A 17,205-nucleotide genomic window follows, 5' to 3' on the forward strand; every position below is an offset into this window, starting at 1 on the left:
AGACGGGTTGTTAAGGCTAACCCCGTTGCATGGTCCGGCAGATTGATGGAACGGTGCCCGAGCTTGGTGGCGTACGCCTCCGGATCGGGCACTGACTTCCATGAGAAGCAAGAATCGAGACGGGCAACTTTGATGGGACGCATGAAGACGAAGCGCCTGAAGCGCCTGGCGGCGGTCTCCGTTGCCACTCTGGGGGCGATCAGCCTCGTCACGCCTGTCCTTGCGCAGGAGATCGTCGTTCGCGGTTCGAGCCGCGTCGATCCTGAAACCATCCGCTCCTACATCACGAGCGCGGGCTCCCTCGAAGGGGCCCGGCGCAACATGATCCAGGCGGGGCTGTTCTCGTCCGTGAGCCTGTCGCAGCAGGGCGGTCGGATCATCGTCAACGGCACGAGCCCCCGTCAGGCCGGCCGGACCGGCACCACGATCAACCGCGTGGTCGTCGAGGGGAACAAGAAGTTCAAGAAGGAAGCGGTCGAGTCGGAACTCGAGTCGCGTGCCCGCCAGCCGCTCGACATGCGCGCCGTCCAGGCCGATGCCGAGCGCATCCGCGAATATTACCGCCGCATCGGTCGCGGCAATGCGACCGTGACGTATCGCACCGTCCAGCTTCCGAACGGCCGCGCCGACGTCGTCTTCACGGTCGAGGAAGGCTCGAAGACGGGCGTCGTCGCCATCAATTTCGTCGGCAACAACGCCGTGTCGTCCACGCGTCTGCGCAATCTGATGCAGACCGGCGAGATGAACTGGCTGAGCTTCCTCAAGACGAACGACGTCTACGATCCCGACCGGGTCGCGGCCGATCAGGAGCTCATCCGCCGCTACTATCTGAAGAACGGCTATGCCGACTTCCAGATCACGAGCACCGATGTCCGCTTCGACCGTGAGGCCGGCGGCTACATCATCACGATGACCCTGAACGAGGGCAATCAGTACCGTGTCGGCCAGGTCGGCTTCGACTCGCGCGTGCCGGGCCTCGATCCGTCGCTGCTCCAGGGCGAGATCCAGACCGATCCGGGCGACGTCTACAACGCCGAGGCGGTCGAGAAGACCCTGACGAAGATGACGACGGAAGCGGTCCGCCGCGGCCATCCCTTCGTCTCCGTCCGCCCGACCGGTTCGCGCGATCCTGCGTCGCAGACCGTCAATCTCGGCTTCGTGGTCGAGGACGGCCCGCGCGTCTATGTCGAGCGCATCGTCGTGCGCGGCAACACCCGCACCCGCGATTACGTCGTCCGGCGCGAGCTCGACCTCGGCGAGGGCGATCCCCTCAACAAGGTCCTGCTGGATCGCGGCGAGCGCCGCCTGAACAATCTCGGCTTCTTCAAGAAGGTCCGCGTCACGACCGAGCCCGGCAGTTCGGCAGACCGCGTGATCGTCAATATCGACGTCGAGGATCAGGCGACCGGCGCCTTCTCGATCGCCGGCGGCTATTCGACCGCCGACGGTGCGATCGGCGAGGTCTCGATCACGGAATCGAACTTCCTCGGCCGTGGCCAGTTCGTCCGGCTCGCCGGCCAGCTCGGACAGCGCTCGCGCGGCGTCGATTTCAGCTTCACCGAGCCCTATTTCCTCGGCTACCGCATGGCGGCGGGCTTCGACCTCTTCTCGAAGTATTCCGACCAGACCCTCTATGCGCGTTACGAAAACCAGACGACGGGCGGTCAGCTCCGCCTCGGCCTTCCGCTGACGGAAGAGCTCGGCGTGACCCTCCGCTACTCGCTTTACGAGCAGAAGCTGAAGGTGCCGAACACCTGGTCGCGTCCCTATAACGACTGCTCGGTCCCGATCCCCGGCCTGACGCCGATGAATCCTGATACGTACCAGGACGGGAACCAAACGATCGTCAACCCGCAGCGGGGCACCGCTCAGTATCCGTACTGCGCCTATAACGGCGAGGCCGGTATCGCGGTGAAGGAATCGCAGGGCCGGACCTTGACCTCGCTGGTGGGTCTGACCCTGGCCTACAACACCGTCGACAACCTCCGCGATCCGCGCAGCGGCATCTATGCCGAGATCAAGCCTGATTATGCGGGTGTCGGTGGCGACTCGAACTTCGTCCGCGTGACGGGCGAGGCGCGGGCCTACAAGGAGCTGTTCTTCGACGACGTCGTCGGCGTCCTCAAGCTCCAGGGCGGTCACATCGAAGGGACGGGCAAGAACGGCAGCTCGAACGGCCTGACCTCCTTCGGCGGCAATCTGCGCCTGGTCGATCACTTCTTCATGGGTCCGTCGCTGGTTCGCGGCTTCGCCCCGTCGGGTATCGGGCCGCGCGATATCTCCTCGCCCGATTCCGGCATGAACGCCCTCGGCGGCACCACCTATTTCGGTGCCTCGGTCGAGGCGCAGTTCCCGATCCCGTTCCTGCCGCGCGATCTCGGCCTGAAGGGCGCGATCTTCGCCGATGCCGGCACGCTGTTCGGGTATAGCGGTCCCCGCGGTCTCGACCTCAGCGGCGACGGCATCTTCCAGGGCACCGCGCCGGGCTGCTACGCGCCGTCGTCGATCACTGTCGGAGGCAAGGTCGTCAGCGCGGTCCAGCCCGAATGCGTGGCCGTCCACGACAAGAAGATCATCCGGTCGTCGATCGGTGCCTCGATCCTGTGGAACTCGCCGCTCGGCCCGATCCGCTTCGACTACGCCTATGCCCTAACGAAGGACAACGGCACGATGGTCGATTACGGCTACGGCCCTGTCCGGGTCGGCAAGGACCAGACGCAGGCCTTCCGGTTCTCCGGCGGCACGCGGTTCTGATCAAGAAGGCGGCCGGCTCGTCCGGCCGCCGCCTATCGCCCCCATGGCAGATCCGGTTTTCCACGCGCGCAGCGGATCGATTCCGCTCGCGGAGATCGCAGCCCTGTCCGGGGTCGAACTCCCCCCAGGCTCCGACACGATCCTCATCGAGAACGTTGCCCCGCTGGAGGATGCCAGCCCGCGCGATCTCGCCTATATGGACAATCCCCGCTACGCCGAGGCGCTCGCAGCGACCCGCGCCGGGGCTTGCTTCGTTTCCAAGCGATATGCCGGGAAGGTTCCGGCCGGTACTGTCGCGCTCGTCGTGGCGGAGCCCTACGTCGCCTATTCGGCGGTCCTGTCGCGCCTCTATCCGGATGCGCTGCGGCCCGGCTCCGCGTTCGGATCGAGCGGCGTCAGCCCCGGCAGCTTCGTCCACCCCACGGCGCGGCTGGAGGATGGTGTCACGGTTGATCCCGGCGCGGTGATCGGCCCCGGGGCCGAGATCGGCCGCGGTACCGTGGTTGCCGCTGGAGCGGTCGTCGGGCCGGGAACGCGGATCGGTCGCGACTGCTCCGTCGGGCCGCTGGCGAGCGTGCTCCATGCGCTGGTCGGTAACCGCGTCATCATCCATCCCGGGGTGCGGATCGGGCAGGACGGCTTCGGCTACGCGTTCGCGAAAGGCCGGCACGTCAAGGTGCCCCAGATCGGCCGCGTCATCATCCAGGACGACGTCGAGATCGGAGCCAACACGACGATCGACCGCGGGGGAACCCGTGACACGATCATCGGTGAGGGAACCAAGATCGACAACCTCGTCCAGATCGCCCACAACGTCGTGATCGGGCGCCATTGCATCATCGTCAGCCAGGTCGGCATCTCGGGCTCGACGACGCTCGAGGACTACGTCGTCCTTGCCGGGCAGGTCGGGGTCATCGGCCATGTGCGGATCGGAGCCGGCTCCCAGATCGCGGGCGACAGCAACGTGAACAGCGACGTACCGCCCGGATCGCGCTGGGGCGGAACGCCCGCGAAACCCGTCCGCGAATGGTTCCGCGAGATCACGGTGCTGAAAAAGCTTGCGGCGGAGCGCGGTCGGCGCGACGACAGCAGCGACTGACATCGATCAGCCCCGCGGCTTCGCCTCCCGGCCGGCCGCGAGACCGGGATTCCCGGCGGGCGACCCAGCCTCAGAGGAGAAGGGCGGATGCCCGATGAGCCGCAGCCGAAGCTCGAATCGGCGGATATCGTCAAACTGCTGGAACTGTTGCCGCACCGCTATCCGTTCCTGCTCGTCGACAGGATCGTCGATATCGACAGCGACAATTCCTGCGTTGGCATCAAGAACGTGACCTATAACGAGCAGGTCTTCATGGGCCATTTCCCGCAGGCGCCGATCTTTCCCGGCGTGCTCCTGATCGAGGGGATGGCGCAGACGGCCGGCGCCATCTGCATCCTCTCGAAGGCGGCCGAGAACAAGCCGCCGAGCAAGGTGTTCTTCATGACGGTCGACAAGGCGAAGTTCCGCAAGCCTGTCGTGCCGGGCGACGTGGTCCGGTTTCATATGACCAAGCTGAACTCGCGTCGGAACATGTGGTGGTATCGCGGCGAGGCGAAAGTCGACGGTGCGCTTGTCGCCGAAGCCGAGATCAGCGCCATGCTGGTGATGTCATGAGCGCCGCGCTCGAACAGGCCGCTGCGCCGGCCGATATCCATTCGTCGGCGATCGTCGATCCGAGGGCGCGGATCGGCGCCGGCGTCAAGATCGGCCCCTTCTGCACGGTCGGGCCGGACGTCGAGGTCGGGGACGGCTGCGAGTTGCTCAGCCATGTGGTCCTCGCCGGCCACACGACCATCGGCCCCCGCTGCCGCATCTTCCCCTTCGCCTCGATCGGGCAGGCGCCGCAGGATCTGCGCTACAAGGGGGAGCCGACGACGCTCTCCATCGGCGCGGATTGCATCATCCGCGAGGGCGTGACGGTCAATACCGGCACGGCGAACGGCAAGGGCAAGACCACGGTCGGCGACCGCTGCTTCCTGCTCTCGCATTCGCACGTGGCTCACGATTGCGTGGTCGGCTCGAACGTCATCCTGACCAACAACACGATGCTGGCCGGCCATTGCCAGATCGGGGATTACGCGATCCTCGGCGGCGGCGTCGGCATCCATCAGTTCGTGCGCATCGGCCCGCACGCCTTCATCGGCGGCCTGTCGGCGGTCGAGAACGACGTCATCCCCTATGGCATGGTGATCGGCAACCGGGCCTATCTCCATGGTCTCAACATCATCGGCCTTCGGCGCCGCGGCTTCTCGCGCGAGCAGATCCACGATCTTCGCCGCGCCTACCGCCTGCTCTTCGCGGCGGAAGGCACGCTGACCGAGCGCGTCGAGGACGTCGCCGAGGAATTCGCGAGCCATCCGACGGTGCAGGAAATCCTCGACTTCATCCGCCTCGGCGGGGAGCGGTCGATCTGCGTGCCGCGCGAGACACCTGCCGGCGCATGAGCGAGAGCAGGAGCGGCGTCCCGCTCGGGCCGATCGCGATCCTGGCCGGATCGGGCGAATTGCCTGTCCGGCTCGCGGACCGGCTCGTCGAAACCGGGCGGACGGTCCGGATTCTTGCCTTCCGCGGCTTCTGCGAGCGCCGCGTCAAGGCGCGCGCCGACGCCGTCGTCAACCTCCTCGACCTGTCCCGCATCATCGCGCTGCTCGAGACATGGCGACCGGCGGCGGTGACGCTGGCGGGCGGGCTGACTCGCCCATCGGCTGCCGCGCTGATGGGCGCCTATTCCGCCTATCGCGACCGCGAGCACGTGGCGGCGGTGATCGCGCGCGGGGACGACAATCTGTTGCGCGGCGCGGTCGAACTGCTCGAGAGCCGTGGCTTCGCGCTGGCCGGCGTGCGCGATCTTGCCCCCGAACTCCTCGCCGAAGGCGGCTTATACGGAGCTGTCGTTCCCGATCCTGCCGCGCGTCTGTCGATCGAGCGCGGCTTCCGCATGCTCGAGGCTCTATCGCCCTATGATGTCGGCCAGGCCGCGGTCGTCTCCGGTGAGCGCGTCGTCGCGATCGAGGGGCCGGAAGGCACGGACCGCATGCTGGCGCGGGTCCGTTCGCTGACGCGCGGCGGCCTCCTCCGTCGCCGGAAAAGCCGCGGCGGCGTGCTCGTGAAAGGGCCGAAGGCCGGCCAGGACCTGCGCGTCGACCTGCCGGCGATCGGACCGCGCACGATCGTGAACGCCTCCAGGGCCGGGCTCGACGGGATCGCGATCGCTCAGGGTCTGACGCTCGTGCTGGACCGCGAGGCGACGGTCGCGGCCGCCGACCGCGCGGGCCTGTTCCTCGTCGGTGTCGAGCGCGCCGGGCTCACTGACGCCGCGGATGACTGATCGGATGCGAATCTATCTCGTCGCGGGCGAGCCGTCCGGCGACCAATTGGGCGCGAGCCTGATGCGTGCCCTCCGGGCGCGCCTGGGGGACGGCGTCGAGTTGATCGGCGTTGGCGGCGAGGCGATGACGCGGGAGGGAATGCAGTCCCTCTTCCCGCTCTCGGATATCGGCGTCGTCGGCCTCCGTAACGTGCTCGGCCGCCTGCCGACCATCCTGCGCCGCGCCTATTCGATCGTCGATGACGTCGCTGCAAAGCAGCCGGATGTCGTCGTCATCATCGATGCGCCCGATTTCACGCATCCGGTCGCCAAGCGCATCCACCGGCGGCTGCCGGACCTGCCGATCGTCAACTATGTCAGCCCGACCGTCTGGGCCTGGAGGCCGGGCCGGGCGAAGACGATGCGGGGCTACATCGCGCATGTCATGGCGCTGATGCCCTTCGAGCCGGAGGCGCATCTGCGTCTCGGCGGCCCTCCCTGCACCTACGTCGGCCATCCGCTGATCGAGCGCATCGGCGACCTCCGCCCCGGTCCGGAAGAGCGCAGGCCGCTCGGCGAGAACCCGCTCGAACTCCTCGTTCTTCCCGGCAGCCGGCCGAGCGAGGTCCGGCGGCTCATGGACACGTTCGGCAAGACGCTGGAGCGCCTTTGGACCGAGATCGACAGGCCGTTCGCGGTCACGATCCCGGCGGTCTCCCATCTCGCGGACGACATCCGGAGGCGGGCCGAATCCTGGCCGTTCCGCCCGCGGATCGTCGAGGGCGAGTCCGCGAAGCTCGAGGCGTTCCGGCGTGCCCATCTCGCGCTCGCGGCGTCCGGCACCGTGACGCTGGAACTCGCGCTGTCGGGCGTTCCGATGGTCGTCGCCTATCGCGTGTCGGGCCTTGAGGGGCAGCTCCGATTCCTCGTCAAGGTGCCGTCCGTCGTTCTCGCCAATCTCGTGATCGGCGAGAACGTGGTGCCGGAATTCATCCAGGAGGATTGCACGCCGGAGAAGCTGGCTCCCGCCCTCCTCGCTCTCGCGAAGGATAGTCCCGACCGGCAGCGCCAGATCGAGGCCTTCGGACGTCTCGACGCGATCATGGAAGCCAGCGCGTCCACGACCCCGAGCGAGCGGGCTGCGGCGCTGGTCGTGGCCGAGGTGGAGCGGGCGCTGAGCACGGCCGGGGCGCACAAGCCGACCGCCGGTTGATCCCTGTACGCCGAGCGGCTGTGGCTGTGGGCTCCGATCAATCCTTGATCAGCTCACGGCATTTCGGATCCTTGGTGAAGGCGCAGTTCAGGAGCGAGGCCGAGTCCCGCATCTGCTGCACGAGCCAGACCGCGAGGCCGGTGAGGGCGATCGCGAAGACGACGCCGATGAGAGCGCCGTGGCCTGACGGCTCGTCTTGATGGTGGTCTTCGCTCATAGAGAAGACGTTTGCAGCCCCGGCCGACTCTCGCAAGGCGTCCGGCCGCGTGGAGGATCTTGGCGTGACGACATCGACGATCGACACCACGACCCATTCCGTCAGCGGCCTCGAAGCCGAGGCCGAGATCGTGATCGACCGTTGGGGCGTGCCGCATATCCGGACAGGCGGACGGCGCGACCTGTTCTTCGTCCAGGGGTTCAATGCCGCTCGTGACCGGCTCTGGCAGATCGACATCTGGCGCAAGCGCGGGCTGGGTCTGCTCTCGGCCGATTTCGGGCCGGGCTATCTCGCTCAGGACCGTGCGGCCCGCCTGTTCCTGTATCGCGGCGACATGGAGGCGGAATGGGCCGCCTATGGCGTGCCCGACCTGAAGATGGTCGTCTCTGCCTTCGTCGAGGGTGTGAATGCCTTCATCGACCTGGTCGATGCCGAAACCGAGCTTCTGCCGACGGAATTCGCGGCGACCGGAACGCGTCCTGCCCGTTGGCAGCCGGAGGATGTGGTGCGCATCCGCAGCCATGCCCTTGTCGCGAATGCGCTGTCGGAGGGCTGGCGCTCCCAGGTGCTGGCCAAGGCGGATCTTGCGACCGACCTCGCGCGCCGCTCCATGGACCCGCCCCACGACATCCGCCTGCCGGAGGGGTTCGATCCTTCCGACCTTCCGGCCGGGACGCTGGATGTCCTGCAGCTTGCGACCGCCCCGGTCTCGTTCCAGCCCGAGCGTCTTCGCGCGACGCTGGCCGAGGCGCCTGTCTGGAGCCGGGTCAACGCGCTCGGTGAGGTCGACAAGGCGGTGGTGACGGACGGCTCCAACAACTGGGCCGTCGCGCCGAGCCGCACCGGGACGGGGCGGGCGCTCCTCGCCAGCGATCCGCACCGAGCCTACGCCCTGCCGTCGCTGCGCTACGTCGTGCATCTGAGCGCGCCGGGCTTCGACGCGATCGGCACCGGGGAGCCTGCGCTGCCCGGCATCTCCTTCGGCCATAACGGCCATGCCGCCTTCGCCATGACGATCTTCCCGGCAGACCAGGAGGATCTCTACGTCTACGAGACCGACCCGGCCGATCCGAGCCGGTATCGCTACGGCGAGGGTTGGGAGGACATGCGGATCGTCACCGAGACGATCCCGGTCAAGGGCTCGCCGGACCAGGAGGTGTCGCTGGCCTTCACCCGGCACGGCCCGGTCATCGCTGCGGATGCGACGCGGGGCCGTGCGGTCGCCGTCCGGACGGTGTGGATGGAGCCCGGCACGGCCGCCTATCTCGCCAGCGTCGGCGGCATGGAGGCGAAGACGCCCGAAGCCTATGCCGAGGCGTTGAGGCATTGGGGCGCGCCCGGCGCGAACCACGTCTATGCCGATGCCGATGGGCGGATCGGCTGGTTCGTCGCCTGCAAGGTGCCGAAGCGCCCGAATTTCGACGGCCTCCTGCCGGTGCCGGGGGACGGCCGCTACGAATGGGACGGCTTCACCGATCCGTCCGATCTCCCGCGCTCGGTCGATCCGGATCGCGGCTGGGTCGCGACCGCCAACGAGAACAACATCCCCGCCGGCTATCCGAACGAGGAGACGAAGCTCGGCTTCGAGTTCATGGAGCCGTCGAGGGCGCAGCGGATCGCCGAGGCGATGGCGAAGGGGGCGCCGCATGATCGCGAAGCCGCCATGGCGCTCCAGACGGACGACCTCTCGCTCCCGGCCCGGCGGCTTCTCGCCCTGCTGCCCGAGGGCATCGGCCCGGCGGCGGAGATCTTCTCCGGATGGGATGGTTCGCTGCACGAGGACAGCGCCGCCGCGGCCTTGTTCGAGGTCTGGTGGACGCATCACCTGAAGCCCGCCCTGCTGCTCAAGGCGGCGAAGGGGGATAAGGCGCTCGCCGCGCTCCTCGCGCCGGGCGATCACGAGACCCTGCTTGCCGCTTTGGAGGCTCCGGGATCGGTGCCGTGGCTCGCGGACGCATCGGAGCGCAATGCCAGCCTTGCCGAGACGCTGTCCGCGGCCGTTGCCGATTGTGCGAAGCGCCTGGGCGAGGATCCCGCAGGCTGGGCCTGGGGCCGGCTGCATCACGGCCTGTTCGAGCATCCGCTCGGCCGTGCCTTTCCGGATGCGGGACTGCGCGATGTCGGCCCGCTGCCGAAGGGCGGGTCGGGCTCGACGGTGATGAACACCCGCTACCGGCCGTCCGATTTCCGGGCCGTGGTCGGGGCCTCGTTCCGCACGGTGATCGATGTCGGGAACTGGGACGAGAGCCGGTTCATCAACACGCCCGGCCAGTCGGGCGATCCGCGCTCGCCGCATTACGACGACCTCGCGGCGACCTGGGCCGGGCGGGGCTACCATCCGCTCGTCTATTCGCGCGAGGCGATCGAGGCTGCGGCGGAGCGGCGGATTGTGTTGACGCCCGCCCGATAGGTCGGCCGCTGCGAGCCGGGGTCAACGGCCCCGATAGCCGCTCCAGCCGTAGCCGTGACCGGCCGGCGGCGCGGACGGGACCCAGGCCTTGTAGCCTCGCGAGGTCATGACCTTGTGCGTCCGGTACCCGTATTGCGCCGGAGCCGCATAGGGGATGACCTGCGGGGCACGGACCATGACCGTGCGCGGCACAGTCGCGTATCTGGCGGGCTTGGTGATCCAGCAGCCGACGAGGCGGCCCGTCGCCGGATCGCGGGTCACCGACCAGACCCGCCCGCCGCCGACGAGGACCTTGTCGTAGACGGTGGTGTATTGAGCGGGCGTCGTGATCGCGTAGGTTTCGGGCGCACGCGTGACCACCTTCTCCGTCACGAGACCATAGGTCGGCGGGACGTAGGCAGGCGTGTAGCACTGGCCGCTCGCGCAGCCGCCGGCGAGGGCCGGCAGGCCGGATAGCGACAGCGCTCCGATCGCGAGGAGCAGACGTGCCATGTCGAGGAACTCCGGTTGCTCCCCCTCCGACCGCAACGGGTCAAGAGGGAGTGGCCAGAACAAGCATTCCGGCCGAGTTCTCGCAAACAAAACGGCGCAACACGGTAAAATTAACCGAGTTGGTCCGGATTCCATACTTGCTCATTTCGCGAGGTGGTTGGGATCACCCCTAGGCGTCACAGCTCGGATTCGATCCAGGTCAAGAGGAGCTTGGCGGCCGAGCGCTTCTTGCCGCACGAGATTCGGCCCTTCGAGAAATCGAAGACGAGACCATGCTCGTCGCGGACCCGTCGCAACCATGCCGGGAAAGCCGCAAGATTGCCTTTGCCGAGCGGTTCGAGGCCACCGTCATTCTGCGTGACGTGGCCGCTCCATTCGGAGAACCGATGGGTGCCGGCCACCAGTTGCAGCTGCCAGTCGTGATCGGGATCGGGGCGGAAGGTCAGGGTGACGTGGGGCGGATTGTACCAGGCCGTGTGGCCGGGAGCAGGCGCCTTGATGTCGACGACCCAGTCCTCGCCTTCGGCGAAGGGCAGGTTGAGCGTCGCGGCTAGCGCCGCCGATTCCGTGCGCCCGGAACGGGCGGCTTCCTGCTTCGCCAGATGCGCGGCGAGTTCCCGGAAAGCCGTCTCGTCCGGATTGCATCGGGGCAGAACGGCTTGAACGAACTCGTTCAGAATGGCGAGCATCTCCGGCCTGCGGGGCAGATCGAGGCTGGCGTCGAGCATCTCGTCCAGCAGGGTCGTCCTGTGATCCTTGGAGAGCAGGACCACGAAGACGAAACCCCAGTAGCGGACATTCGTATAGTCGTAGCTGTCGTTCTCGCCGGCCCCATAATCGAGGCGATAGCCGAGCAGGCGCAGCACATCGAGGATATGGCCGGCTTGGCCGGTGAAGGCCTCCAACCCCTTCGCCTTGGCCCGCATCCCGGGCAGGTGAGAGAATTTCAACAGGTGCGCGACGAGCTTCTGGCGATCCTTGAGCGTCGCGGCATCGTTGAGGACACCGGGCGTGGCGCCGTCCTGAACGAAGCCGAACAGGAAGGTGAGGACATGCCAATGATCCGCGTAGCCGCCCCGGCGCCGTCCGGGCAGGAGCCGGCGGTAGGCGGCCAGGAGAGGCGGGATCGCGGCTTGAGCGACCGTCGACGGGGCGCCTCCGCGGCGCAGGTAGTGCAGGAAGAAGGGTTCGACCTCGTCCGGCGGGAGAAGTGCAGGGGCCTTGCCGGCGAGCGGCGCGATGCGGTGCCAGTTCATGGTCCAGAACCTGCCTTCGCCGCTCTCCTCGTCGGCCACGAAGGCTCGCAGCAGGTCCGCTGATGCACTTTTATCGGCCATGTAACATCCCGTTCAGGCTTCGCTCAGGGGGGCGAGCTTAGCTGCCGGTCAAATTGCAATCACCTGCCGATTGGTTCATTCCCCGGGCAGCCGGGCGTGACCCGTGCGGCGCCCTGACGGATCGAGACATGACGAAGTGGGTCTATTCCTTCGGCGACGGCAAGGCCGAAGGTGAGGCAGGAATGCGCAACCTCCTCGGCGGCAAGGGGGCGAACCTCGCCGAGATGTCGAACCTTGGGTTGCCGGTCCCTCCCGGCTTCACCGTGACGACCGAGGTCTGCACCCACTTCTACGCGCACGAGCGGACCTACCCGGACGATCTCAAGGATCAGGTTCGCGGCGCGCTGGCCGAAGTCGGCCGCATCACCGGCAAGCGGTTCGGCGACGCGCAGAACCCGCTTCTCGTCTCCGTACGCTCGGGCGCCCGCGCGTCGATGCCGGGCATGATGGACACCGTCCTCAATCTCGGCCTCAACGACGAGACCGTCGAGGCCGTGGCGAAGGCCTCGGGCGACCGTCGTTTCGCCTATGACAGCTATCGCCGCTTCATCACGATGTACTCGAACGTCGTGCTCGGGCTCGAGCATCACGAGTTCGAGGAGGCGCTGGACCTCTACAAGGACCGCAAGGGCTATTCGCTCGACACCGATCTCGATGCCGACGACTGGGTCAAGCTCGTCGGGACCTACAAGACGATCGTCGAGACTGGCCTCGGCCGCGCCTTTCCGCAGGATCCCGAGGAGCAACTCTGGGGCGCCGTCGGAGCGGTCTTCGAATCCTGGATGAACGACCGCGCTATCACCTATCGCGAGTTGCACGACATCCCGGCCTCGTGGGGCACGGCGGTGAACGTCCAGTCGATGGTCTTCGGCAACCGGGGCGACACCTCCGCGACCGGCGTCGCCTTCACCCGCAATCCCTCGACCGGCGAGCGCGCGCTCTACGGCGAGTTCCTCATCAACGCCCAGGGCGAGGATGTCGTCGCCGGCATCCGCACGCCGCAGGACATCACCGAAGCCGCCGCCCGCGCCTCCGGATCCGACAAGCCTTCCATGGAGAAGGCCATGCCGGATTCCTATGCCGAGCTCGTGCGCATCTACGGCCTCCTCGAGAAGCATTACCGTGACATGCAGGACATGGAATTCACGGTCGAGGAGGGCAAGCTCTGGATGCTCCAGACCCGGAGCGGCAAGCGCACCGTGAAGGCGGCGCTCCGGATCGCGGTCGAGATGGTCGCCGAAGGGCTCATCAGCGAGGACGAGGCGGTGAGCCGCGTCGATCCCGCGGCGCTCGATCAGTTGCTTCATCCGACGATCGATCCCGACGCCGAGCGCACGCTCCTCACCAAGGGCCTGCCGGCTTCACCCGGTGCTGCCGCCGGCGAGGTCGTCTTCTCGTCCGAGGAAGCCGAGAAGGCGAAGAAGGACGGCCGGCCCTGCATCCTCGTCCGGGTCGAGACGAGCCCCGAGGACATCAAGGGCATGCTCGCGGCGGAGGGCATCCTGACGGCTCGCGGCGGCATGACCTCGCATGCGGCGGTCGTCGCGCGCGGCTGGGGCAAGCCCTGCGTCTCGGGAGCCGGCACGCTCCGTGTCGACTACGCGAAGCGCGTCGCCGTCGCCGGCGGCAAGACCGTGAAGGCGGGCGACTTCATCACCATCGACGGCGGCACGGGGCAGGTCCTGCTCGGCGCGGTCGGGATGAGGCCGCCTGAGCTGTCGGGCGAGTTCTCGACGCTGATGACCTGGGCGGACCGCGTCCGCCGCCTCAAGGTCCGCACCAACGCAGACACGGCAACCGACGCCAAGGCGGCGCGTGACTTCGGGGCCGAGGGCATCGGCCTCTGCCGGACGGAGCACATGTTTTTCGAGCCGGCCCGGCTCGTCGCGATGCGCGAGATGATCCTGGCCGAGGACGAGAAGGGCCGCCGCGCCGCGCTCGCCAAGCTCCTGCCGTTCCAGCGGCAGGATTTCGTCGAGCTCTTCACGGTCATGAAGGGCCTGCCGGTCACGATCCGCCTGCTCGATCCGCCGCTGCACGAGTTCCTGCCGCAGGGCGACAAGGACATCGCGGAGGTTGCCGCCCAGACCGGCCTGTCGCCCGAGAACCTGCGTCGGCGAGCGGCCGAACTGCACGAGCACAACCCGATGCTCGGCTTCCGCGGCTGCCGTCTCGCGGTCGCCTATCCCGAGATCGCCGAGATGCAGGCGCGCGCCATCTTCGAGGCGGCCGTCGAGGCCGGCAAGGCGACGGGGGAGGCGGTCCAGCCCGAGATCATGGTGCCGCTCGTCATGACGAAGCGCGAGCTCGACATCGTCAAGGGCCGGATCGACGCCATGGCGAAGGCGGTGACGGAGGAGACCGCGGCGACGATCGACTATCAGGTCGGCACCATGATCGAGTTGCCGCGCGCCGCGCTGCGGGCGGGCGAGATCGCCGAATCGGCCGAGTTCTTCTCCTTCGGCACGAACGATCTGACCCAGACCGCCCTCGGCATCTCGCGCGACGATGCCGGCACCTTCCTCGATATCTACCGGAAGAAGGGCGTCTTCGAGACGGATCCCTTCATGTCGCTCGACCGCGAGGGCGTCGGCGAACTCGTTTCGATCGGCATCGAGCGGGGCCGCAAGACGCGCGCCGGTCTCAAGGTCGGCATCTGCGGCGAACACGGGGGCGACCCCGCCTCCGTCGTCTTCTGCCACGGCGCGGGCCTCGACTACGTCTCCTGCTCGCCCTTCCGCGTGCCGATCGCGCGGCTGGCGGCGGCCCAGGCCGCCTTGGGCAAATCCTCCGGACAGGCCTGACCGCCAGTCCGCTCACCCCGACGAAAGTCGGGGTCCAGGATGCGGCCTGAGCTGGTTCCCGGCTTTCGCCGGGATGAGCGGGGAAGGCGCGCTGGCATGCCGGTAGGGCAAGCCGAAGGGAGAGGGGCTTTGATCGAGTATTTCCTGACCACGTCCTCTCCCTGGGCCTATCTCGGCCATGCGGAATTCGGGCGTATCGCGAAGACGCACGGCGTCGCGATACGCTGCCGGCCGATGCCGGTTCGGCGCGTCTTCGACGAGACCGGCGGTCTGCCTCTGCCGAAGCGCCATCCGGTGCGGCAGGCCTATCGCCTGGTCGAGTTGCAGCGCTGGCGCGAGCGTCGCGGTCTCGCGCTCGATCTCAAGCCGGCCATTCCCCTCGGCGATCCGTCGCTGGCCGACCGCACGGCGATCGCGATCGGGCTCGCCGGCGGTGATCCGATGCCGTTCCTCGGCGCCGCGATGGCGGGACTCTGGGCGGGGCGTCTCGACCTCTCCGCCGCCGAGACGGTCGCGCATCTCGCCGATGGAGTCGGGCTCGACGGCACCGCGCTCGTCGCGGCGGCTCAGGGCGAGGAAGCCGGCGCGGTCTACGAGGAGAATTTCTCCGCCGCGCTGACGGCGGGCGTCTTCGGCGCGCCGAGCTATGTCCGCGACGGCGAGGTCTTCTGGGGGCAGGACCGGCTGGATCTTCTTGAGCGCGCCGTCGTCAGCGGGCGACCGGCCTATCGGCCCGGCTGAGCGCCTCCGCTCGTCTGAACCAAGCCTGATCGCTCCCTTCCAGGGGAGGGCGAGTCGGCGCCAGCCGACCGGGGTGGGGTGACGCCCCGGCCGAGGTTGTCCCGACCACGGCTCGACGCTCCGCGTCGACTCGGCTCCCCCTGCGGGGAGGGAACGGAAGCGGCCCCGTTTGCCGGCTCCTTGCGCCCGCGCTACGTCCTTTGCAGGGAAACGCGAGGAGTTTTCATGCCGGTCATCCAGTCTTCGGCCGATCTCGTCTCGGACGATGCCAGGGCCAATCGCGCCGCCTGGGCCGGGTTGACGGAGGAGTTGCTCCAGGCGCGGGCGAAGGTCGCCGAGGGCGGCCCTCAGCGTGCGCGGGACCGTCACATCGCGCGCGGCAAGCTGCTCCCGCGCGACCGCGTCCAGCGCCTGCTCGATCCCGGCTCGCCTTTCCTCGAGATCGCGCCTCTCGCGGCGCACGGCATGTATGGCGGCGACATCGCGGCGGCCGGCATGATCGCCGGGATCGGCCGCGTCTCGGGCCGCGAGGTCATGATCGTCTGCAACGATTCGACCATCAAGGGCGGCACCTACTACCCGATGACGGTCAAGAAGCACCTGCGGGCCCAGGAGATCGCGCGGGAGAACCGGCTCCCCTGCCTCTATCTCGTCGATTCCGGCGGGGCGAACCTGCCGCAGCAGACCGAGGTGTTTCCCGACCGCGAGCATTTCGGCCGCATCTTCTACAATCAGGCGACGCTCTCCGCGCAGGGCATCCCCCAGATCGCCTGCGTGATGGGCTCGTGCACGGCCGGCGGGGCCTATGTGCCTGCGATGTCGGACGAATCGATCATCGTGCGCAAGCAGGGCACGATCTTCCTCGGCGGGCCGCCCCTCGTGAAGGCGGCGACGGGGGAGATCGTCAGCGCCGAGGATCTGGGCGGGGCCGACGTGCATGCGCGCCTCTCGGGCGTCGCCGATCATTACGCGACCGACGACACGCACGCCCTCGCGATCCTGCGGCGGATCACCGGCACGCTCAACACGACGAAGAGCCCCGATATCGACCTCGCCGAGGCCGTCGCGCCGCGCTTCGACGCGGGCGAGATCGAGGCGATCGTCTCACCCGATTTCCGCAAGCAATACGATATCCGCGAGGTCATCGCGCGTCTCGTCGACGGCTCCGAGTTCGACGAGTTCAAGCGCCTCTACGGCACGACGCTGGTCACGGGCTTCGCCCGCATCTGGGGCATTCCCGTCGGCATCCTCGGCAATAACGGGATCCTCTATTCGGAGAGCGCGCTGAAGGGCGCGCACTTCATCGAGCTCTGCTGCCAGCGCCGCATCCCGCTCCTCTTCCTGCAGAACATCACGGGCTTCATGGTCGGGCGTGACTACGAGGCCTCGGGCATCGCGCGGAACGGAGCGAAGCTCGTCACGGCCGTCGCGAGCGCGGCGGTGCCGAAGATCACGCTGCTTGTCGGCGGCTCCTTCGGTGCGGGCAATTACGGCATGTGCGGGCGGGCCTATTCGCCGCGCTTCCTGTTCACCTGGCCGAATTCGCGCATCTCGGTGATGGGGCCGGAACAGGCGGCCTCGGTCCTCGCGACCGTACGGCGCGACAATATCGAGGCGGACGGCAAGTCCTGGTCGGCTGACGAGGAAGAGGCCTTCAAGGCCCCGATCCGGAACCAGATGGAGGAGGAGGGCTCGCCGTACTACGCGACCGCGCGCCTCTGGGACGACGGCATCATCCTGCCTTCCGAGACGCGCCGTGTCCTCGGCCTCGCCTTCTCGGCGACGCTGAACGCGCCGATCCCCGAGACGCGCTTCGGCGTCTTCAGGATGTAGGGGCCGCCCCGCCGCGCGTCCGTCATCGCGCAGGGCGCGACGACGGACGCGGAGGCC

General features: G+C 67.9%; 13 protein-coding genes. 10 read left to right on the forward strand and 3 right to left on the reverse strand.

Translation table 11 applies throughout. The features are described from left to right. The first annotated feature begins 141 nt into the window (after positions 1-141). The 6 genes from bamA to lpxB all read left to right on the forward strand — a co-directional run bounded on the left by bamA (position 142) and on the right by lpxB (position 7,314). Positions 142-2,754 (forward strand): outer membrane protein assembly factor BamA, encoded by a 2,613-nt coding sequence (bamA, locus tag EV668_RS04195; protein WP_425359581.1) that lies wholly within the window; start codon positions 142-144, stop codon positions 2,752-2,754. Positions 2,755-2,797: 43 nt separating this feature from the next. Then, entirely contained in the window at positions 2,798-3,853 is a 1,056-nt protein-coding gene (lpxD, locus tag EV668_RS04200) for a UDP-3-O-(3-hydroxymyristoyl)glucosamine N-acyltransferase (protein ID WP_133768577.1), read from the forward strand. An 87-nt stretch (positions 3,854-3,940) separates the two neighbouring features. Then, the gene (gene fabZ / locus EV668_RS04205; RefSeq protein WP_133768578.1) at positions 3,941-4,408 is read left to right on the forward strand and encodes a 3-hydroxyacyl-ACP dehydratase FabZ; all 468 of its coding nucleotides are present in this window, start codon (positions 3,941-3,943) and stop codon (positions 4,406-4,408) included. Next, entirely contained in the window at positions 4,405-5,238 is an 834-nt protein-coding gene (gene lpxA, locus EV668_RS04210; RefSeq protein WP_133768579.1) for an acyl-ACP--UDP-N-acetylglucosamine O-acyltransferase, read from the forward strand. The genes fabZ and lpxA overlap by 4 nt, the downstream gene beginning before the upstream one ends. Further along, entirely contained in the window at positions 5,235-6,122 is an 888-nt protein-coding gene (locus EV668_RS04215; protein WP_133768580.1) for an LpxI family protein, read from the forward strand. Before lpxA ends, EV668_RS04215 begins: the two co-directional genes overlap by 4 nt. Positions 6,123-6,126: 4 nt before the next feature. Continuing rightward, a complete protein-coding gene (lpxB, locus tag EV668_RS04220) occupies positions 6,127-7,314 on the forward strand; it encodes a lipid-A-disaccharide synthase (protein WP_245512833.1) in 1,188 nt (395 codons plus the stop codon). A 37-nt stretch (positions 7,315-7,351) separates the two neighbouring features. Here lpxB and EV668_RS04225 read toward each other — a convergent pair whose 3' ends face one another. After that, on the reverse strand, positions 7,352-7,531 hold the full coding sequence (locus EV668_RS04225; protein ID WP_133768582.1) for an MFS transporter: 180 nt from the start codon (positions 7,529-7,531) through the stop codon (positions 7,352-7,354). A gap of 64 nt (positions 7,532-7,595) precedes the next feature. On the opposite strand from EV668_RS04225, the gene EV668_RS04230 reads away from it, so the two are divergent. Further along, positions 7,596-9,941: a penicillin acylase family protein gene (locus EV668_RS04230; RefSeq protein WP_245512834.1), complete on the forward strand. Its 2,346-nt coding sequence runs from the start codon at positions 7,596-7,598 to the stop codon at positions 9,939-9,941. Positions 9,942-9,962: 21 nt separating this feature from the next. Here the strand turns inward: EV668_RS04230 and EV668_RS04235 are convergent, their stop codons facing one another. Then, entirely contained in the window at positions 9,963-10,433 is a 471-nt protein-coding gene (locus tag EV668_RS04235; protein WP_133768583.1) for a hypothetical protein, read from the reverse strand. 176 nt (positions 10,434-10,609) lie between these two features. Continuing rightward, positions 10,610-11,770 (reverse strand): hypothetical protein, encoded by a 1,161-nt coding sequence (locus tag EV668_RS04240; protein WP_133768584.1) that lies wholly within the window; start codon positions 11,768-11,770, stop codon positions 10,610-10,612. Positions 11,771-11,898: 128 nt separating this feature from the next. Between EV668_RS04240 and ppdK the strand changes: the two genes are divergently transcribed. The 3 genes from ppdK (at position 11,899) to EV668_RS04255 (ending at position 17,148) form a co-directional block, all read left to right on the forward strand. Next, the gene (gene ppdK, locus EV668_RS04245) at positions 11,899-14,574 is read left to right on the forward strand and encodes a pyruvate, phosphate dikinase (protein ID WP_133768585.1); all 2,676 of its coding nucleotides are present in this window, start codon (positions 11,899-11,901) and stop codon (positions 14,572-14,574) included. Positions 14,575-14,703: 129 nt separating this feature from the next. Beyond that, on the forward strand, positions 14,704-15,315 hold the full coding sequence (locus tag EV668_RS04250; RefSeq protein ID WP_245512835.1) for a 2-hydroxychromene-2-carboxylate isomerase: 612 nt from the start codon (positions 14,704-14,706) through the stop codon (positions 15,313-15,315). Between the two features lie 225 nt (positions 15,316-15,540). Next, positions 15,541-17,148, forward strand: a complete 1,608-nt coding sequence (locus EV668_RS04255; protein WP_133768587.1) for a carboxyl transferase domain-containing protein — start codon at positions 15,541-15,543, stop codon at positions 17,146-17,148. The last annotated feature ends 57 nt before the right edge of the window (positions 17,149-17,205 follow it).

The sequence above is a fragment of the Enterovirga rhinocerotis genome, assembly GCF_004363955.1.
Classification (GTDB): Bacteria; Pseudomonadota; Alphaproteobacteria; order Rhizobiales; family Beijerinckiaceae; genus Enterovirga; species Enterovirga rhinocerotis.